Origin of the sequence: Pantoea sp. CTOTU50773 (genome assembly GCF_032082325.1) — a bacterium.
Taxonomy (GTDB): domain Bacteria; phylum Pseudomonadota; class Gammaproteobacteria; order Enterobacterales; family Enterobacteriaceae; genus Pantoea; species Pantoea communis.
Genome location: NZ_DAMDQC010000040.1, coordinates 1 through 20,520, shown reverse-complemented (window position 1 = coordinate 20,520; position 20,520 = coordinate 1). Strand labels below are relative to the sequence as shown.

At 54.6% G+C, this 20,520-nt stretch carries 15 protein-coding genes and 1 pseudogene; 8 read left to right on the top strand and 8 right to left on the bottom strand.

The annotated features are described in order from the left end of the window. Positions 1-20 precede the first annotated feature (20 nt). The gene (gene yhdP / locus RT340_RS08850; RefSeq protein ID WP_313375435.1) at positions 21-3,839 is read left to right on the top strand and encodes an AsmA2 domain-containing protein YhdP; all 3,819 of its coding nucleotides are present in this window, start codon (positions 21-23) and stop codon (positions 3,837-3,839) included. A 64-nt stretch (positions 3,840-3,903) separates the two neighbouring features. After that, positions 3,904-5,349 (top strand): metalloprotease TldD, encoded by a 1,446-nt coding sequence (gene tldD / locus RT340_RS08845; protein WP_313375433.1) that lies wholly within the window; start codon positions 3,904-3,906, stop codon positions 5,347-5,349. A 242-nt stretch (positions 5,350-5,591) separates the two neighbouring features. On the opposite strand, the gene aaeR is transcribed toward tldD, so the two are convergent. Next, on the bottom strand, positions 5,592-6,509 hold the full coding sequence (gene aaeR, locus RT340_RS08840; protein WP_038644372.1) for an HTH-type transcriptional activator AaeR: 918 nt from the start codon (positions 6,507-6,509) through the stop codon (positions 5,592-5,594). Between the two features lie 258 nt (positions 6,510-6,767). Between aaeR and aaeX the strand changes: the two genes are divergently transcribed. The 5 genes from aaeX (at position 6,768) to RT340_RS08815 (ending at position 11,741) form a co-directional block, all read left to right on the top strand. Further along, positions 6,768-6,971, top strand: coding sequence for a p-hydroxybenzoic acid efflux pump operon protein AaeX (gene aaeX, locus RT340_RS08835; protein ID WP_021508145.1), 204 nt, complete (start codon positions 6,768-6,770; stop codon positions 6,969-6,971). Positions 6,972-6,980: 9 nt separating this feature from the next. Continuing rightward, the gene (aaeA, locus tag RT340_RS08830; RefSeq protein ID WP_211729820.1) at positions 6,981-7,910 is read left to right on the top strand and encodes a p-hydroxybenzoic acid efflux pump subunit AaeA; all 930 of its coding nucleotides are present in this window, start codon (positions 6,981-6,983) and stop codon (positions 7,908-7,910) included. An 11-nt stretch (positions 7,911-7,921) separates the two neighbouring features. Further along, on the top strand, positions 7,922-9,874 hold the full coding sequence (gene aaeB, locus RT340_RS08825; RefSeq protein WP_097119478.1) for a p-hydroxybenzoic acid efflux pump subunit AaeB: 1,953 nt from the start codon (positions 7,922-7,924) through the stop codon (positions 9,872-9,874). A gap of 111 nt (positions 9,875-9,985) precedes the next feature. After that, the gene (locus RT340_RS08820) at positions 9,986-11,440 is read left to right on the top strand and encodes an NAD-dependent succinate-semialdehyde dehydrogenase (RefSeq protein WP_211729821.1); all 1,455 of its coding nucleotides are present in this window, start codon (positions 9,986-9,988) and stop codon (positions 11,438-11,440) included. A 31-nt stretch (positions 11,441-11,471) separates the two neighbouring features. Beyond that, positions 11,472-11,741, top strand: coding sequence for a hypothetical protein (locus tag RT340_RS08815; RefSeq protein WP_034831139.1), 270 nt, complete (start codon positions 11,472-11,474; stop codon positions 11,739-11,741). 59 nt (positions 11,742-11,800) lie between these two features. Here RT340_RS08815 and yhcN (RT340_RS08810) read toward each other — a convergent pair whose 3' ends face one another. From yhcN (RT340_RS08810) to argR, 4 genes are all read right to left on the bottom strand, one after another. After that, positions 11,801-12,067, bottom strand: a complete 267-nt coding sequence (yhcN, locus tag RT340_RS08810; RefSeq protein ID WP_211729822.1) for a peroxide/acid stress response protein YhcN — start codon at positions 12,065-12,067, stop codon at positions 11,801-11,803. A gap of 106 nt (positions 12,068-12,173) precedes the next feature. Then, a complete protein-coding gene (locus RT340_RS08805) occupies positions 12,174-12,440 on the bottom strand; it encodes a YdgH/BhsA/McbA-like domain containing protein (protein WP_034831135.1) in 267 nt (88 codons plus the stop codon). A 90-nt stretch (positions 12,441-12,530) separates the two neighbouring features. After that, the gene (gene yhcN / locus RT340_RS08800) at positions 12,531-12,794 is read right to left on the bottom strand and encodes a peroxide/acid stress response protein YhcN (RefSeq protein ID WP_211729823.1); all 264 of its coding nucleotides are present in this window, start codon (positions 12,792-12,794) and stop codon (positions 12,531-12,533) included. A gap of 490 nt (positions 12,795-13,284) precedes the next feature. Further along, positions 13,285-13,755 carry a transcriptional regulator ArgR gene (gene argR / locus RT340_RS08795; protein WP_034831131.1) on the bottom strand — a complete coding sequence of 157 codons (471 nt, stop codon included), beginning with the start codon at positions 13,753-13,755 and terminating at the stop codon, positions 13,285-13,287. Between the two features lie 420 nt (positions 13,756-14,175). Between argR and mdh the strand changes: the two genes are divergently transcribed. Further along, positions 14,176-15,111: a malate dehydrogenase gene (mdh, locus tag RT340_RS08790; RefSeq protein WP_097119481.1), complete on the top strand. Its 936-nt coding sequence runs from the start codon at positions 14,176-14,178 to the stop codon at positions 15,109-15,111. A 46-nt stretch (positions 15,112-15,157) separates the two neighbouring features. Here mdh and mscM read toward each other — a convergent pair whose 3' ends face one another. The 3 genes and pseudogenes from mscM to rsgA all read right to left on the bottom strand — a co-directional run. Next, on the bottom strand, positions 15,158-18,493 hold the full coding sequence (mscM, locus tag RT340_RS08785) for a miniconductance mechanosensitive channel MscM (protein WP_313375422.1): 3,336 nt from the start codon (positions 18,491-18,493) through the stop codon (positions 15,158-15,160). Positions 18,494-18,507: 14 nt separating this feature from the next. After that, positions 18,508-19,404 carry an archaetidylserine decarboxylase gene (gene asd / locus RT340_RS08780; RefSeq protein ID WP_034829399.1) on the bottom strand — a complete coding sequence of 299 codons (897 nt, stop codon included), beginning with the start codon at positions 19,402-19,404 and terminating at the stop codon, positions 18,508-18,510. A gap of 93 nt (positions 19,405-19,497) precedes the next feature. Continuing rightward, positions 19,498-20,520 (bottom strand): annotated as a pseudogene (gene rsgA / locus RT340_RS08775) (small ribosomal subunit biogenesis GTPase RsgA); the annotation flags it as partial.

Sequence of the window (20,520 nt, the reverse complement as noted above, 5' to 3'; positions counted from 1 at the left end):
CGGGAAGCAAGGAGAGGTGTGTGAGGCGGTTGCCGAGGATTTTGTTACTGCTGCTCGCCGCAATCATCGTTATTGTGGCGCTGCTAGTCAGCGGGTTGCGCCTCGTGATGCCGCATCTCAACAGCTATCGCAGCGACATACTGCAGACGATTTCACGCGTCAGCGGAGTGACGGTGGATGCCAGCGAGCTGCAGGGTAAATGGGAGAACTTCGGCCCAACCCTGCAGGTGCGTAATCTCAACGTTGTGATGCCTGAAGATGGCAAACTCACCATTGGCCGCGTAAATCTGGCGCTTAACGTATGGCAATCGCTGCTGCACTGGCGCTGGCAGTTCCGTGATCTTACCTTCTGGCAACTGCGTCTCGAAACCAATCATCCGCTGCTCACCAGCGATCAACAAAAAAATAGCTTTAAGCCGGCGCAAATCAACGATCTGTTTCTGCGCCAGTTTGACCACTTTGATCTGCGTGATAGCAGCATCCGTTTTCTCACGCCCTCTGGCCAGCACGCTGAGCTGGCGATTCCGCGCCTGACCTGGCTCAACGAAAGCACGCGTCACCGTGCGGAAGGGGAAGTCAATCTCTCCAGCTTTACCGGTCAGCATGGTGTAGTGCAGGTGCGACTCGATCTCAACGATACCAACGGATTACTCAACGATGGCCGAATCTGGATGCAAGCGGAGGACGTCGATGTGCGTCCGTGGATCGGTCCGTGGCTGCGCGACAACACCAGCCTCGAAAGTGCCCGTTTCAGCTTGGCGGCATGGGTGAATCTACGTGATGGCGATGTCTACGCCGGTGACCTGTTGCTCAGTAAAGGCGGTGCACGCTGGCGCGGCGAACAGGGCGATCACCAACTGCAGGTCGATGGCTTAACCGCGCATCTGGCGCGTTTCCAAAATGGCTGGAGTTTGTCCGTCCCGCAAACCCGACTCAGCACTGATGGCATCGCCTGGGCGCCGGGGCACTTCTCATTGCTGTGGAAGCCGGAAGACCAGCAGATGCTGGGCGTCAACAGTGGTGCGGAGGTGCGTGTGCGTGCCACGCAACTGGATCTGGAGCGTCTGGCACCGTTGGTGCCGCTGTTCAAACCCTTATCCCCTGCGTTACTGGATAACTGGCGTGCATTGCAGCCGCGCGGCAACATCGATGCGCTGGCGCTGGATATTCCGCTCAATCAGCCCGAACAAACCCGCCTGCAAGCCAAATGGCGCAACCTGGCGTGGCAGCATTGGGAGCTGTTGCCAGGGATCAGCAATCTAAACGGTACCGCCAGCGGCAGCGTGAGTAACGGTCGGTTGGATGTGGCGATGGGACAAGCGGAAGTGCCTTATGGCGACATGTTCCAGGCGCCACTGCAAATTCAACAGATCACTGGCAAACTGAACTGGCAGCGCGATGCCAGCGGCCTCACGCTGGATGGTCAGAATCTTGATGTTCAGGCACGTTCCCTGTGGGCGCGCGGTGATTTCCGCTATCAGCAAAATATCGGCAAAGCGCCACAGCTGAATATTCTGGCGGGCATTCGCGTCACCGATGCGGGTGATGCCTGGCGCTACTTCCCGGAACCGCTAATGGGCCATGATCTGACCCATTTCCTCAGCGAGTCGATCAAAGGCGGGAAGGTGGACAATGCCACGCTGTTGTTCGCCGGTAATCCCAGCCTGTTCCCGTTTAAGCACAATGACGGCATGTTTGAAGTATGGGTGCCGCTGCGTCAATCCACCTTCCAGTTCCAGCCCGGTTGGCCCGCGCTGGAAAACCTCGATATCGACCTCGATTTTGTTAACGACGGCCTGTGGATGAAAGCCGAGAAAACCAAATTGGGAGAAGTGGATGCGCGTAACGTCAGCGCGGTGATCCCGGACTACCTCAAAGAGAAGTTGATTATTAATGGCGATCTTAGCGGTCAGGGCAAGCAGATTGCCGATTACTTCGAACAGACGCCTCTGAAATCGACGTTGGGCGCGGCACTGCAGCAGTTGCAAATCGGTGGCAATGTGCGCGGTTCATTGAATCTCGATATTCCGCTGGATGGTGAATTGGTACATGCCAGCGGTAATGTTGTGATGAACAATAACAGCCTGCACATTAAGCCGTTAAACACCACGCTGGAAAACCTCACCGGACGTTTCCGTTACAACAACGGCAACCTCGAAAGTGAAGAGATGCAGGCCAACTGGTTTGGTCAGCCCACTGGCGTCAGTTTTACCACTACCGAAAACCCTGACAACTTCGGTGTCAACGTGAAGCTGCTGGGCGACTGGCAGCCGTCGAAACTGAAAGTGTTGCCAACCAGCGTCAGCAGTCAATTGAGCGGCAGTCTGCCGTGGCAGGGCAATGTCGACATCACGCTGCCACACAAAGGGGGCGCGACCTATAAAGTCGATTTGCAGGGCGATGCAAAAACAGTAAGTAGTCACTTACCTTCGCCACTGGATAAGCAGTCGGGCGAAGCGATGCCCATCGCCATTAACGCCACCGGTGATCTGAAAGGATTTACGCTGAGCGGTAGCGTGCGTGAACACAACCGCTTTAACAGCCGTTGGATTCTCGAACCTCAGCTGCGCGTGGATCGCGGCATCTGGCTCAACGATGCGAAAAGCACGCCGAAGCTGCCAGAAAAACGCGGGATGGAACTCAATTTACCGCCGCTGGATGGTGAAGCCTGGATGGGGCTGCTGGCGGGAAGCAGTGGTTCGCGTAATGCTCAGGGCGAAACGGAAGTCGGCGGCGCGCTGTTACCAGGCGATGTAACTCTGCGGACACCGGCACTTATGCTCGGTGGCCAGCAGTGGCATGACGTTAATGCCACCGTCACACAAGGGCCGACCGGCAACACACAACTCCAGCTGGAAAGCCGCGAAGCGCGAGGCAGTTTGCAAACCGCACAGCATGCGCCATGGCAAATCGACCTTAGCTATCTTTACTACAATCCAGAATGGGCGAACAGCAGCGACAACAACGCCTCGCCGTTGGGTGACAACAGCAGCACAGTAGACTTCAGTAACTGGCCAGCGATGCAGCTAAACTGTGATGAGTGCTGGCTGCGCGGGCAGAAGTTTGGACATATGCAGGCCAGATTACAGCCGCAGGGAGATACGTTAGCACTTACTAACGGTAGCGTGGATTCCGGCAGTGCAAAGCTGAAGATCAACGGAGAATGGGTCAATAAGCCGGGCAATCAGCGTACCTCATTAAAAGGCAGTCTGAGCGGTAAAAACATTAATGATGCCGTTAACTGGTTTGGGATGAATACCCCACTTCGTGACGCGCCGTTTAACGTGGATTATGACCTGCACTGGCGTTCCGCCCCGTGGCAGCCTTCAGCGGAAACGTTGAGCGGTACGCTGAAAACCCATTTTGGCAAAGGCCAGATTGCGGATGTGAACACCGGGCGTGCGGGGCAGTTGTTGCGCCTGATGAGTTTTGACGCCTTGCTGCGCAAGCTGCGCTTCGATTTCAGTGACACCTTCAGTGAAGGCTTCTATTTCGATTCAATTAACGGCACGGCGTGGATCGAAAACGGTGTGATGCACACGGATAACCTGCTGGTTGATGGCCTTGAAGCGGATATCGCCATGCAGGGGCAGATCGACCTGGCAAAACGCCAGATTGATATGGAAGCGGTCGTTGCCCCTGAGATCTCCGCTTCGGTGGGAGTGGCAACGGCCTTTGTGGTCAACCCGGTGATCGGGGCCGCCGTATTTGCCGCCAGTAAAGTATTGGGCCCGCTGTGGAATAAGATCTCGCTACTGCGTTATCACATTAGCGGACCGTTGGATAAACCGGAAATCAATGAAGTGCTGCGCAAACCGCGCGAAGACGACAAGAAGTGAATTTGACGCCGTCGGGGAATTGCCGCAGGCTATGACTATCCGAGCACATAATGAGTGAGAAACGATGACTCTGAATCTGGTAAGTGAGCAGTTACTAGCTGCGAACAGCATTAATCAGCAGGACCTTTTTTCCCTGTTAGGGCAGCTTTCAGAACGTCGTCTGGATTATGCCGACCTCTACTTCCAGTCCAGTTTCCATGAATCCTGGGTGCTGGAAGACAAAATCATTAAAGATGGTTCTTACCACATTGACCAGGGTGTCGGTGTGCGTGCTATCAGTGGTGAGAAAACCGGTTTCGCTTACGCAGACCAAATCACCCTGAACGCCCTGCGCCAGTCTTCTGCAGCCGCGCGCAGTATTGTGCGTGAGCAGGGCAATGGCAAAGCGCATACACTTTCAGCTGTGATCAACCGTTCGCTATATGCGCCGGTGAATCCGCTGGACAGCCTGACGCGCGAAGACAAAATTGCACTGCTGCATCGTGTTGATACCGTGGCACGTGCGGCCGATCCGCGCGTGCAGGAAGTCAATGCCAGCCTGACTGGCGTGTACGAGCAGGTGCTGGTGGCGGCGACCGATGGTACGCTGGCTGCGGATATCCGCCCACTGGTGCGTCTGTCGATCAGCGTGCAGGTGGAAGATCAGGGTAAACGTGAACGCGGCTCCAGCGGCGGCGGCGCGCGTACCGGTTATGAGTTCTTCTATGCCGATGAAAACGGTGATGTGCGTGCCGATGCATGGGCGCGTGAAGCGGTGCGTCTGGCGCTGGTGAACCTCTCTGCCGTGGCCGCGCCTGCGGGCACCTTGCCGGTGGTATTGGGCGCTGGCTGGCCGGGCGTGCTGCTGCATGAAGCAGTCGGTCATGGTCTGGAAGGCGATTTCAATCGTCGTGAAACGTCGGTCGTCAGCGGTAAAATGGGTGAGCTGGTCGCCTCTGAACTCTGCACCGTGGTTGACGATGGCACCATCGAAGGCCTGCGCGGCTCACTGGCAGTGGATGACGAAGGCGTGCCAGGCCAGTATAACGTCCTGATCGAAAACGGCGTGCTCAAAGGCTATATGCAGGACAAGCTTAACGCGCGTCTGATGGGCGTACCGCCAACCGGTAACGGACGTCGTGAATCCTATGCGCACTTGCCGATGCCGCGTATGACCAACACCTATATGCTGGCGGGTAAATCCACGCCGCAGGACATCATTTCCAGCGTTGAGTACGGGATTTATGCGCCGAACTTTGGTGGTGGTCAGGTGGATATCACCTCCGGCAAGTTTGTGTTCTCAACTTCAGAAGCCTATCTGATTGAAAACGGCAAAGTCACCACGCCGGTGAAAGGTGCAACGCTGATTGGTTCCGGTATTGAAGCAATGCAGCAGATCTCAATGGTCGGTAACGATCTGGCGCTGGATAAAGGCGTTGGCGTGTGCGGTAAAGAGGGGCAGAGTGTGCCGGTCGGCGTCGGCCAGCCAACCCTGAAGCTGGATAAAATCACCGTCGGCGGAACTGCATAATCATTGCTGGTGCGCATCAATGCGCACCTTCCGAATGACAGTAAAGTCTGATGTCCCCATGACGCACCATTTCGAATGGCCGTGGAGTCTGATGATTCCACGGCGGCCTCTACGAATGACCGTAAGTTGATGTTCGCATGGCGGACTCTACAGATTATCGAACAGTCTGAGTTTCCCTACGGCGCACCTTACAAATAGTCGTTTCGCGCATCGTAGGGACACCCTGTATGGCGCCCAGACCGTTAACTCTTACGATGCTGCTGATACTGTTGCGCCACCTGCTTAAAGTACTCGGTCAGATAATCGATACATACCTGCACCTTCAACGGCATCTTGTCTTTCTCGGTATAGAGCGCATACACCGGACGCGGTTCTGAGTGATATTGCGGGAACAGAATATCGATCTCCCCGGCGTTAATCTCATCAATCACCCACATCAGGGGGACATAGGCGATGCCGCAACCGGCTTTCAGCCAGCGAATCAGCGTCTGTGAATCATTGGTGACGAAGCGACCCTGCGGCGTCAATCGCGTCACCAGACCTTCCGGTGCGACCAGTTCAAAGGTGTTATCCGGGCGTACGCTGTACTCCAGCCATGAAAAATTATCGATTTCACCCGGTTTGTCTGGCGTACCATGCTGTGCCAGATAACTTTTTGCGGCACAGACCACCATCGGCATCGCGCCCAGTCGGCGCGAGAACAGGTTTGAATCTTGCAACGCGCCTACGCGGACTACGAGATCCAAGCCGTTAGCGATCAAATCTGGCGCGGGAATGCCGGTAACCAGATTGACGCTCAGGCCAGGATATTCGCGCAGCATATCGCTGGTCATTGCAGACAACACGTTTTGCGCCATGGTGGAAGAGCAGCCGATACGCAGAATACCGATCGGCGTATTATTAAAGGCATAAAGCTGTTCGTGCACCTGAGACGCTTCAGCCAGCATGCGGCGGCAGCCCTGATAGTAGATCTTACCTGCTTCGGTCAGACCAATACTGCGCGTACTGCGATTTAACAATTTGACCTGCAACTCATCTTCCAGTTTGGCGACAATTTGGCTGATTGACGAAACGCTAAGATGAAGCTGACGTGCCGCGGCGGTAAAAGAACCTAATTCAACCACTTTGGCGAAAATGGACATGCCTTTAAGTCGTTCCATTGTTTACTCTGGCTAAAAAGTGATTTAGCTCACAATATGTAGAAAACGTATAGTCATGCGCGTTACTATACGCACGCTGGGTCTGTTCACCGCACCTTAACACGGCTGTGTTTACACGATGATACGCTATCATTAGCTCAACGCGGCCTGAATGTTGCCATCAGTCTCCCAATCATCCCCTGATTCTCAACCCGACGTGCCATGCGGCATGAGGGCAGGTATCGGTGCAATCCGGCAAGGTCGAACTAAGGAACCGTAATGAGTGTGCTTCCGGTATTTGTCGTATTCGGGCTGAGTTTTCCGCCCATCTTCATTGAACTACTGGTTTCTCTGGCGCTGTTCTGGCTGGTGAAACGCGTGCTGACGCCCAGCGGAATTTATGACCTGGTGTGGCATCCGGCACTTTTTAACACAGCGTTGTATTGCTGCGTGTTTTACCTTGTATCCCGTCTATTCGTCTGAGGTTTTTAAGTGAAAGCGCTCATAAGAAAAATCGCGCGTTACGCGATTACTATCCTGCTGGTTATCATCGCAATCGTGATCATCTTCCGCGCATGGGTGTTCTACACCGAATCGCCCTGGACGCGTGACGCCAAATTCTCCGCTGATGTGGTGGCGATCTCGCCGGACGTGACCGGCCTTATCACTGACGTGCCGGTGCACGACAACCAGCTGGTGAAACAGGGGGATACGCTGTTTGTCGTGGATCGCCCGCGCTACCAGAAAGCGCTGGATGAAGCCCAGGCAGATGTCGAATATTATCAGGCATTAGTCAATGAAAAGCGTCGTGAAGCGGCGCGCCGTAATCAACTCGGCACCAGTGCCATGTCGCGTGAAGCCATCGACCAGGCTAATAATGATCTGCAAACCAGCGAACATCAGCTGGCAAAATCGGTGGCAACGCGCGATCTGGCGGTGATCGACCTGGATCGCACCACCATCAAAGCGCCTTCAGATGGCTGGGTCACTAACCTGAACGTTTATCAGGGCGAGTTCATCACCCGTGGTTCCGTTGCCGTGGCATTGGTACAGCAGCACTCATTCTATGTGCTGGCTTATATGGAAGAGACCAAGCTGGATGGCGTGCGTCCGGGCTTCCGCGCTGAAATCACCCCGCTGGGCAGTAATACCGTATTGCGCGGCACGGTGGACAGCATCGCGGCGGGCGTGACCAACAGCAGCAGCAGCGTGGACAGCAAAGGTATGGCGACCATCGATTCCAACCTCGAATGGGTACGACTGGCACAGCGCGTACCGGTGCGTATTCGTCTTGACGATCAACCGGGCAGCCGCTTCCCGGCGGGCACTACCGCCACGGTAGTGATCACCGGTGATAAAGATCGCCAGACCAAAGTCTCGCCGTTGACGCAGTTCTTTAACCGCCTGCGCGAGTTTGGTTAAGCGAGGGCGTTATGATTGAGTTTTTGCGTTTCCCGGTGAAGCTGACATTTGCGCTGGTTGCGGCGCTGATGATTGGCTTTCACTTTAATCTGGAAACGCCGCGTTGGGCGGTGATGACCGCCGGCATTGTTGCTGGTGGTACCGCCTTTGCTGCGGGGGGCGATCCCTATTCTGGCGCACTGCGCTATCGCGGCATTCTGCGCATCATTGGTACGTTTATTGGCTGTATTGCCGCCCTCACCATCATGATCGCCACGGTGCGTGCGCCGGTGGTGATGCTGCTGCTGTGCTGTTTATGGGCGGGCATGTGCGTCTGGCTCTCCTCGCTGATCAAAGTCGAGAACTCCTACGCGCTAGGTTTGGCTGGTTACACTGCGCTGATCATCGTGGTCACCGCCGATGCCAGCGGTGGCTTAACGCTGGCACCGCAATATGCCGTTGAACGTTGCAGTGAAATCGTCATTGGCATTCTGTGTGCGATTCTTGCGGATATGTTGTTTTCGCCGCGCTCGATCAAAAAAGTGATTGATGCTGAAGTCGATTCGCTGCTGGTGGCGCATTACAAACTGCTGCAATTGTGTGTCGCCCACGCGGATAAAGACGAGGTGGATCGCACCTGGAGCGCGCTGGTACGTCGCACCACGGCACTCAACGGCATGCGTAGCCAATTGCTGATGGAATCTTCGCGCTGGAAAAATACCAGCCGCCGGTTACAGATGCTGAATACGCTGTCGCTGACGTTAATTACGCAAGCCGCTGAAACCTTCCTGATTCAAAACGCTCGTCCGGATTATATTCCGACGCAGTATCGCCTGCTGATTGAGAAAGACGTCCATAACGTCGATGACGTGCATAAGCGTATGAAGGTGATGCGTCGTTTGATCAGCGTCAGCAACAAAAATGTGCCGATGACGGTGGCAAGTTGGGTCGGCGCAGCAACAGAGTATCTGCTGCTGATTAATGGTGTACGCAGTAACAGCCGCATTACCACGCTGGAAGAGAGTATCCTGCAGCGCGAAGTGGTGATTCAGGCGCGTTCGGCGGAAACCCATCATGCGATGATCAACGGCGTGCGTACCTTTGTGGCGACCGCGCTCGGCTCCCTGTTTTGGCTCTATACCGGCTGGACTTCGGGCAGTGGCTGTATGGTTATGCTGGCCGTCATCACCGCGCTGGCGATGCGTATGCCGAATCCGTTGATGATGGCGAAAGACTTCTTCTACGGTATGGCCTTCGCCGTACCACTCGGCATGCTCTACTTCATCTATATCCTGCCAGCTACCCAGCAAAGCGCGTTGTTGTTGTGTATCGCGATTGGCGCACTCGGGTTTATCGGCGGTATCTTCGTGCAACGACGCCAGATTGGTACGTTAGGTGCGTTGATTGGCACCATCAACGTGCTGGTGCTGGATAATCCGATGAAGTTTGAGTTCAACGTCTTCCTCGATAATGCGTTGGGCCAGTGGATCGGCAGCTTTGTGGCGATGATGGTGATTCTGCTGATTCGCGATAAATCCAAAGCACGTACCGGCCGTAAATTGTTGAATCGCTTTATGTATGCGGCTGTGGCGGCCTTGACTACTAATCAGGCGCGCCGTCGCGAGAATCATCTGCCCGCGCTCTATCAGCAGCTGTTCCTGCTGCTCAATCTGTTCCCCGGCGATATCGACAAATACCGCATCGCGCTGACGCTGATTATCGGTCATCAGCGACTGCGTAATGCTGAAGTGCCGGTTAACGCGGAGCTTTCGGCTTATCACCGTCAGTTGCGATACACCGCCGATCGCGTGATTTCAGCCACCAGCGATGACAAGCGGCGCTACTACTTTGAGCGTTTGTTGAAGGAACTGGAGATTTATCAGGAAAAGCTCCATCACTATTCGGCACCGGAGAGCGTTACCGAACCGGTGAAACGGCTCTCGTTGATGCTGGATAAATACCAAAACACCCTCATCCAAATCTGAAATCGGCCGCTGCACGTTGCAGCGGCCTTTTTGATCCCACGCTGACACAAAACCCGATGATATTGGCATCTATACTTTCCTGACAGGATGCAAACTAGCAGGAGAAGAATAATGTCCACCTCTCTACAACAACACGCGCTGTTCAAAACCGGCTATTTCGCTGCGGGCCAGTGGCACAACGCCAGTGCCACCTTTGACGTCACTAATCCGGCAATCGGCGAAGTGCTGGCAAAAGTCGCACGCGCGGGTAAGGCGGAAACCGAGCAGGCCATCGCTGCCGCTCAGCAGGCTTTTCCGGCATGGCGTGATAAAACCGCGAAACAGCGCGCAGAGATTCTTAATCGCTGGTATCAACTAATCATTGAGAACAAAAGCTGGCTCGGGCAACTGATGACCGCCGAGCAGGGCAAACCCCTGAAAGAAGCCGAAGGCGAAGTCGAGTACGCCGCCAGCTTTATTCAATGGTTTGCCGAGCAAGCTAAACGTGCCAACGGCGAAATCATCCCGCCAGCGAAACCCGGATCACGCATTTTGGCAACACGTGAACCGATTGGTGTGGTGGCGGCTATCACGCCGTGGAATTTCCCGATGGCGATGCTGACACGCAAGCTTGGCCCGGCGCTGGCAGCAGGCTGCACCGGCATCATCAAACCGGCCAATAACACTCCGCTGTGTGCCTTTGCGTTAGTCGCACTGGCGCAGGAAGCCGGTGTGCCCGACGGCGTATTGAATGCGGTGGCGGGCGATACTCATGCCATCAGCGACGCCATTATGTCGAGCCCGGCTGTACGTAAAATCTCGTTCACCGGTTCAACCGCCGTGGGCAAAACGCTGATGCGCAATGCCGCGGACACCATGAAGAAAGTCTCGATGGAGCTGGGTGGCAATGCGCCTTATATCGTGTTTGAGGATGCGGATATTGAGGCGGCGGTACAGGGCGCAATAGCCAACAAATTCCGCAATGCGGGCCAGGTCTGTGTCAGCGTTAACCGCTTTTATGTACACAACGCGGTCTACGATCGTTTCGTCAATCAACTGGCCGATGCCGTGGGCAAGCTGAAAGTGGGTAATGGCGTAGAGGAAGGCGTGATAGTCGGCCCGCTGATCGAGCAGTCGGCGCTGGAAAAAGTAGAAGAGCACGTTAAGGATGCGCTGAGCAAAGGCGGTAAGTTGCTGATTGGCGGCGAGCGTCATCTGCTGGGAGGCAACTTCTGGCAGCCGACGGTGATTGCCGAGGCGCATGAGGGGATGAAGCTGGCCCAGGAAGAGACCTTTGGTCCGGTCGCCGCCTGCTTCCGCTTTGATGATGAAGCCGATGTCATTCAGCGCGCCAATAACACGGAATACGGATTAGCCGCCTATTTCTATACGCAAAATCTGCAACGGGTGTTCCGCGTCTCGGCGGCGCTGGAGGCCGGGATGATTGGCATTAATGAGTGCGCCGTATCCACTGAACTGGCACCGTTTGGCGGTGTAAAAGAGTCCGGTTTGGGACGTGAAGGATCGGTGCTGGGAATGGAAGAGTACCTGGAAGTGAAAGCGCTGCATATTGGTGGGCTTGCCTGACGGGCGGCCCTGCCTGCAAGAGGGAATCACGATGAGAACCGAGCGTTTTGATTTTGACGAAATCGTCGATCAAGCCCATTTCTATCGCCAGTTCAGCGATCGTTTTGCGCTGGCGGATCTGGCCATCAGCGATCTTGACGATCTCTGGGATGCGATACTTGGGGAGCAGTTGCCGCTTCCGCTGGAAATTGAGTTTGTGAATCTGGGGACAGGGCAGAAACGCCGGTATGGCGCATTAATCCTGCTGTTTGATGAAGCAGAAGAGGAGCTGGAAGGCCAGCTCCGCTTTAATGTGAAGTGACAAGCCGAAAAAGGGCCCCGGCGAGCGGGGCCAAAGGGTTCGTCAGAATTGACGAGGAATTATTTATACAGCTCGGCGGTCACGTGATAGCTGTCGCCGGTTTTCACTTCAATCACTTTATAAGCACTGGCACCTTGTGCATCGGCTTTCTGAGAAAGCTCAGAACGGTAATCCATTGGCGAACCGCCGGTACCGCTGATGGTGATAGTGCTGCCGGTAGGTTGCAGATTTTGCGCCTGCTCATCCGTTACCAGTTGGGCTGCTGATGCACCAAAGGCAAACAAGGAAAGAAGGCTGGCGGCTGCGATGGTTGCTTTGATTTTCATGATTTTTTCTCCTCGTTGTAATCAACAACCTGCGGCAAAAGGTGGGTGAGGCGGGTCGTCGATCAATTGTCTGGCGCCGTTCAGGCGCCCGACGTTCGATGTAGTCTTATTTGTACAGTTCTGCAGTCACGTGGAAGGTGTCGCCACGATTATTCTCAATGATGCGGTAATGGCTGGCACCCTGAGCATCGGCTTTCTGCGACAGTTCCTGACGGACGTTGGTCTGATCACCGTCAACACCGCTTACGCTGATGGTCTGATTCAACGGTTGCAGTTGCTCGGCTTGTTCGTTAGAAACCAGGCTGGCAGCACTGGCACCGAAGGACAATACGGAAGCCAGACCTACGATGGCGATAGCTAATTTGGTTTTCATGATTCACTCTCCTGAAATGGGGTTTGGCAACCTGAGAGGCAAATGCGTCTCAAACGGGTCGCCGTTCACACTGCGTCTTGTTCAGCAAACTTATTTATAAAGTTCAGCGGTGGCGTGATAGCTGTCGCCGGTATTCGCTTCGATCACACGGTAGGCTTTAACACCTTCCTGATCGGCTTTTGCATTCAGCTGCTCATGGATATCCATCGGAGAACCGCCCACGCCGCTCACACTAATGGTGCCGGCAGGTTGCAGATTCGCTGCCTGTTGGGCATTGATAGAATCTGCTGCAAAAGCACCAAATGACAGGGCAGATAGAACACTCAGGGTTGCGATAGTAGTTTTAACGTTCATGGTATTTTTCCTCGTCTTCTGTTTTTATCTTTTTCTTTCGTGTGATTTGCATCACGAAAACAAGTATAGATCTAATCACCCATGAAATTAATGTCTGGCTAATAATGTTTGGTTGTTATTCTTTATCCTTATGGCACCTTTTTAGAACTGGAAGTTATTAAAGCCGGTTGATTCTTAACCATTGGCTGTTATTTATTCGTAAAAACAATGATCTGCATCAAATTATCTTTTCGTGCGAAAGATCATGGTCGATCCCGCTGACTGATACGCCATAAGAAGCTATAACCACTGAGCATAATATGTAAAGCAGTGTAAAATAGCGCGAATGGTTAAGAAGGGGAAAAGGTCGTACCAATATTTCGTCGGATGCAGAACCGGCAGCTATATCGATAACTTATTATTAAAAAAGGATTTTGTAACAAGCGTGGCGGGTAACGGATCATCAGGAAGGATGTTACCGGCAGATGATCTGCCGGTTAAGACCAGGGTTTTATAGTTCCTGTTCGAATAAAACCAGCACGGCATCGTGCAGCTGTTTTACGGAGAAACTACGCGCAGGGGTAATAAAGATGGTGTCATCCCCCGCGATAGTACCGAGAATGCCTTCCGCTTTACCGAGTGAATCCAGCAGGCGTGCAATCAGCTGCGCAGCACCCGGGCTGGTGTGAATCACCACTAAGGCATCGTTGTAATCGATATCCAGCACCAGATTCTTCAATGGGCTGGTGGTGGTCGGCACGCCAAGTTCGGCTGGCAAACAATAAACCATTTCCATTTTGGCATTACGGGTGCGCACGGCACCAAACTTTGTCAGCATACGAGAAACTTTTGACTGGTTGATGTTCTCGAAGCCGTCTTCCTGCAGCGCCTGTACGATTTCGCCCTGAGAGCTGAATTTTTCTTCTTTTAATAACGCTTTGAACGCTTTGATCAAGTCGTCTTGTTTTGATGGGTTTCGCATAAGCTACCAATAAAAGAGGGGTGCAGCAGGCAACAGGCCAGCAGCAGATAAATTATTATGCATTTAGATGAATTTTTATGCAATAAGCGTAGTGAGCGAATCGCGCTAATCAACTGCGGACAGGCATCATAGCAGAGTTTTGTGTTGCGCCAAAATCGCGGGCTGACGCGCAAAGCGAAGGTTGCAATGTTGTTATAGTATTGAAGTGGTAACAACTATATCGATGATCATTGCCGTCCATTGTCTTCTGGCTGCGATTGTATCATTCAGGCGACTTCTGAAGTGGAGATGTCTCGGGAGCCGATTGCGGCGTCATGTTATTGCGCGACAGGTTTGTCGCTATCGCCTGAGAAGTTGATTAAACTCGTAACCTGATGGATTTTCGGCATATCTCTGCCCCACCTTCATAAGGAGTTCAGGATGAAAGTTGCCGTTCTCGGTGCAGCCGGTGGTATTGGCCAGGCGCTCGCACTGCTGCTCAAAACTCAATTACCCGCAGGTTCCGCTCTCTCACTTTATGATATCGCCCCGGTCACGCCCGGGGTGGCGGTTGATCTCAGCCATATTCCTACCTCTGTGAAGGTGGAAGGGTTTAGTGGCGAAGACGCGACACCTGCGCTGCAGGGAGCCGATATTGTGCTGATTTCTGCGGGTGTGGCACGTAAACCCGGCATGGATCGCGCCGACCTGTTTAACGTTAACGCGGGCATTGTACGTAACCTGATCGAGCAGGTTGCCAGCACCGCGCCGAAAGCGCTGATTGGCGTGATCACTAATCCGGTTAACACCACGGTGGCCATTGCGGCTGAAGTGCTGAAGAAAGCCGGCGTGTATGACAAGAACCGTCTGTTTGGTGTCTCAACCCTCGACATTATCCGCGCCAACACCTTCGTTGCAGCCTTGAAAGGCAAGCAGCCCACCGAGATCGAGGTCCCGGTGGTGGGGGGGCACTCAGGCGTGACAATTTTGCCGCTGCTGTCGCAGGTTAAAGGCATCAGCTTCAGCGAACAGGAAGTGGCTGACCTTACTAAGCGTATTCAAAACGCCGGCACCGAAGTGGTGGAAGCGAAAGCCGGCGGTGGATCGGCGACCTTGTCCATGGGGCAGGCTGCTGCGCGCTTTGGTCTCTCACTGGTGCGTGCGCTGCATGGCGAAGCCAATGTAGTCGAATGCGCTTATGTTGAGGGAGATGGCGAATATGCGCGCTTCTTCTCACAACCGCTGCTGATCGGCAAGAACGGTATCGTGGAACGTCGCCCATTGGGTCCTTTGAGTGCGTTTGAACAGCAAGCGCTCAGCGGCATGCTGGATACGCTGAAGAAAGATATCGCGCAGGGCGAAGAGTTTGTGAAGTAACGCTCAGCAGAAAAAACAGCGCCCGGTGATTGCCGGGCGTTGTCATTTATAAGCCGCCAGATTTAAAGGTCTGGCTGGACGGTGAGCCATTGCTGGCCGACGTTTTACGTCCCAGCGTTTCCATACGCACCTGGAATGGTGGGAACGGCATCTCAATACCGTGCTCTTCAAAGCCGCGCAGAATCAACTGATGCAACTCATGACGCAGTGGCATGCGGTGGCCCATCTCAGCTGCGTGCACACGCAATTCAAACAGCTGAATGCCTTGCTGTAAATCCACCAGGAACACATCCGGTGCGGGCATATCCAGCACGTAGGTACAGCGCTCGGCCGCCTGCTTGAGAATGTTGGTGACTTCATCACTGTTGACGTGTGCCGGAGCCGGGATGGTCAGCACCACGCGCGTGACAGAATCCGACAACGACCAGTTAACGAACTGCTCAGTGATAAAGGCCTTGTTAGGCACGATGATCTCTTTACGGTCCCAATCGGTAATCGTGGTGGCGCGGGTATTGATGCGGGTAATGCTGCCGGTCAGATCGCGAATGGTGACGGTATCGCCGATGCGAATTGGCTTTTCGAACAAGATAATCAGACCAGAAATAAAGTTGGCGAAGATCTCCTGCATACCAAAGCCCAATCCCAGACCTAACGCCGCCACCAGCCACTGCAGTTTTGCCCACTCAACGCCAATGATCGAGAAGCCGACTAATCCGCCAATCAGCATCAGCACGTATTTGGTCAGGGTAGTGATGGCATAACCGGTGCCAGGTGACAGGCTGATGTGTTGCAGCAACGCCAGTTCCAGCAGGGCAGGCATGTTACGCACCAGCTGAGTGGTGATAATGAACACCAGGATGGCAATCAGCACCGCGCCCAGCGTAATCGGCTGCACGCTCTCCACGCCCTGCACCGTGGTGCTGGCATCCCACAGTGGGATATTGTCGAGGAAACTAAAGGCCGAGTGAATTTCTGACCACAGCACAATCACCGATACCAGCGCAATCAACGTAAGAATAGAGCGCACCAGACGCAACGACTGTGCACTGATCTCATCCAGATCCAGGCTCGGTTCATCGATCTCAATCGTATCGGCGTTGGCGGGAGTCTGTTGCTCTTTCTCTTCTTCACTGCGCGCGCGGTTCGCCAGCATATCGGCACGGCGTTGGCGGGCGCGATCAAAGGCGATGCGACGGCGTTGGATCAGCATCCAGCGGCGGATAATGTGGTAAATAACCAACAGGAAGAACCAAATGCCTACCGAGGTTTCCAGGCGCGCCAGCAGTGCCTGTGCGGTCGCCAGATAGCCGATGCAGGAAGCCAATGCCGCTACCAGCGGGATGGCAATCATCAGGTTCCACAGAATACGGTTAACGAAGTTGTCGCCGTTGCCCTCTTTATCCAGATACAGCGGAATGCCTGCACGTTTGAGGCTGACGGTGACAATACTTAACGCACCGCAAATCAAAATGAAGCACAGGCGACCGAGCGTGCCGGAGAACTGTGGATCGTCGAGATTGGCAAAGGCAATCAGCAGCATGATCAGCGGCACAATCAGGCCAACCGTCAGCGAGTAGTAACGCATAGCACGCGCTACCCGCGCCTGCGGCCAGCGGAAGTGCACCACAAATAGCCCATCATGACGCGCAAAAGCAGCACTGATCATAAAGGCCCACAGCAGCGGCAGCGTGGCAGTGATGCCATCTCCAATCGCAACGGCAAACGGATAAGGCCAGGCATGCTGCAAACCAAAGCCCAGCGCGGCCCACAATACCGGCAGCGGCACGGCGACCAGAATCGACCAGAACACGGTGCGCAACGTCAGGCTAAAGCGGTCCTGAGTCACTTTGCCCACTTTGCTGGCGGAACGCGCCATAAAGGCATTGTAATGACGGCGCGAGCTGATGCTAAAGCCCACTAACAGCACTGCGCAGATGATTGGCATCACGGTTTCTTTGCTGGTAAACATCATCGCCAGCGCTTTACCGAGTTGCCCTAAGGTATCCAGCGACAGCAGGCGGGTTAAGTCACGCGCCACGTCAATCGGATACTTCAGGTCGATGGCGCTGACATCCGCCGTCCAGAACAGATAACGGTGGGTGGCTTCCTTCACTTCACCCAGGGCGTCCTGCAACTGCGTGTTCGACACCTTCAGCTTGGTGATTTCCAGAATCAGTGTATCGCAGCCGGAGATCAGTGAATTGAGCAGCTCGCGCTGGGTTTTCAACTGGGCATCAAGAATACGGGTTTGCTCGCTGGTGAACGGCGTGCCGTCATCCTGCTTCTCTTTGCGCAGATCCTTTTGCCGCTCCAGCAAATCTTCATAATGCAGCCGTTGCACACGCAGTTGGCCCATCTCACTGTCTATCTGCTGCGACTTCGGCATATCCGGCAATCGGGCGACTTGCGCACGTAAGGCTTCACCCAGCAGATTTGAAGCGCCCAGCCATTGTGATTGTTCGCGCAGCGTGCTGAGCGCCTGACGCACCTGCAGCGTCTGATTGGTGGCCAGCCGTTGCTGCGAAGCGACCAAATCCATACGTTGGGCTTGCGCATTCAGGTCGGCTGATAGTTCACGGTTGACGCGGAATTGATCGCTGATCGAAGCCGGTAAATCGCCACTGTTTTCCGCCAGCTGTTCAGTGCGTTCGAGCGCCAGTTCCGCTTCTCGCTGACGCTGATTATTCAGCTGATTGCGCAACGATTGCAGATAGTTATCCAGCTGCGTCACTTTACGCTGATGCACTTCCGCCCGCATACGCGCCAGCTCCTGGCGATTATTGGCGGAGAGCTGTGCCAGTTCTAACTCATCCACACGGGCTTTATTGGCGGCATTCTCGGCCAGGCGGGCATAAATCTGCGCCTGAGCCAGCGGCGTAGCGGCCGCAGAAAAGCCCTGAGCACGGCGATCGCTTTCGGTCATCGCCCGGCGTGCGTCAGTCTGCTGCTGCGGTAACTGTGACAGTGAGTCGCTGATTTCACGTGCGCGGTCCTGCTCTTGCTGCGCCTGGCGGCCTTCTTCCAGCAGCTGGCTGCTGATTTGCAGGATTTCCTGATCCAGCTCGGCGCTGCTCATGTTGGTGCGCACCGTTTTACTGCTGTCGGTCAGCGTAGCAATCTGCTGACGCAGTTCACGTGCCAGCCGTGGGAAATCATCAATCACCTGCTGATACTGTTTGGCACGCTCCAGCGATTCATCGCGCTCAGAGAGGAAATTGATCGCCGCTTCAATCGCCTGAACTTGCTCGGCTTGAGCGGGAGAGGCTTTGGCGGATTTGGCCGCATCCAATTCCTGCTTCAGTTGACTCGCAGGAGGAACGGTGGCTGCCAATACAGAACTGCTGAGCACCAGGCTCAGCAGTAGAGAGAGAAGAACGCGCACGGGAGAGGTTCCGGTTATTCAGCGAGCGGGGCGCTGTCGCCGGGCTGCGGCAGGGCAATCGCCAGCGGTTGGCCAAGGCGGGTTTTGCTCTCGGCTTCGAGACTTTCCGCCAGCTTGACGCGGCCCGGTGCGAACAGGTTAATCACCGTCGAACCGAGTTTGAAACGTCCCATTTCCTGACCTTTCAGCAGCACAACGGCCCCGTCATGATCCGCTGAAGGATAACGCCAGCGTTTAATCACCCCTTCACGTGGTGGCGTAATGGTGCCCGCCCACACGGTTTCGATGCTGCCCACAATGGTTGCCCCTACCAGGATCTGCACCATCGGGCCATGATCGGTATCGAAGACGCAGATCACACGCTCATTGCGTGCAAACAGGTTCGGGATGTTACGTGCTGTCAGTGGGTTCACAGAATAGAGATCGCCCGGCACATAAATCATTTCACGCAGTATGCCGTTACACGGCATGTGCACACGGTGGTAATCGCGCGGGGCAAGATAGGTGGTGATGAACTCACCATCGACGAACTTTTCTGCCAGATCGTCGTTACCGGCCAGCAAGGCCTGCAACGAATAGTAATGGCCTTTCGCCTGGAAGATCTGATCGCCTTCAATGCGGCCTAGCTGGCTCACCGCGCCATCAGCTGGCAGCGCCAGCAGGGTCGCATCGGGATCAATCGGGCGCGCACCCTCTTTTAGCGGGCGCACGAAGAAGTCATTGAAGGTGCGATAGCTACCAGTATGGGGTTTGCTGGCTTCGGCCATATCCACTTTGTAGTACCAGACAAACATGTCGATGACCGCTTTGGTCAGCCAGCCACCGCGACGACTGGCGCCCCAGCCGGCAAGTTCGGTCAGCCCTTTTTTAGGCAGAATATGATTCAGGCCGAGTTTAAAACGATCAAACACCGTTGCCTCCTGGCTTAATTACGCTTGGTTTACACAAAAGGGGGCGGATTGTAGCAGCGCCCCGGTCAGTTGGCGAATGTGCCGTTGTACCCGTTAATCTTCGCTGGCGGAAAAGTTTTTACGCGTTTTTACCTGCGCCATACTCTCCAGAATCCGGTGGTAGTTATCGAAGCGCGAGATGTTGATTGTTCCTTCCTCTACCGCTTCGCGAATGGCACAGCCGGGATCGGTATCATGCTTGCAGTCGCGGAAACGGCAACCGCCGATAAACTCACGAAATTCGACAAATCCACGGGTGATTTGTTCCGGCTCCAGATGCCATAAACCGAATTCACGTACACCTGGAGAATCTATCACGTCGCCGCCGTGCGGGAAGTGATACAGGCGTGAGGCGGTGGTGGTGTGTTGGCCCAGACCGGAGTTATCAGACACATCGTTGGTCAGAATCTCATCGCCCGCCAATTCCAGTCCCAACAGGTTGTTCAGCAAACTGGATTTACCCACACCAGATTGACCCGCAAAAATACTCACGCGATCGGTTAAGGCCTGTTCCAGCTCCGCCAGGCCATCTTTGGCACGGCTGGATACCATCAACACGCGATAGCCAATTTTGCGATAGATATCCATCTGCTCATCGACAAACGCGCGGGCTTCCGCGTCGAGCAGATCGGTTTTGTTCAGGACCAGCAGTGGCTCAACGCCCAGGGTTTCACTGGCCACCAGATAACGATCGATGATATTGAGCGACAGCTCCGGCAGGATCGCCGACACAATGATGATCTGATCGATGTTGGCCGCGATCGGTTTGACGCCATCATAGAAATCCGGACGCGTCAGCACCGTTTTACGTTCGTGAACTGCTTCCACAATGCCTTTACCGCCGCCAATCGCCGCACGCCACAGCACACGGTCACCGGTGACCAGTGAGCGAATGGTGCGACGGATATTGCAGCGATGCACTTCGCCCACGCCATCTTCCACATCTGCGTGCATGCCGAAACGGCTGATCACCACGCCTTCGCTCGCTTCTCAAAACAGGTTGTCATCCGGTTCCGGCTTTTCATTCCGTTGCTGCAGACGACGCTGATGGTTAGCGCTTACGCGACGTTGTTGACC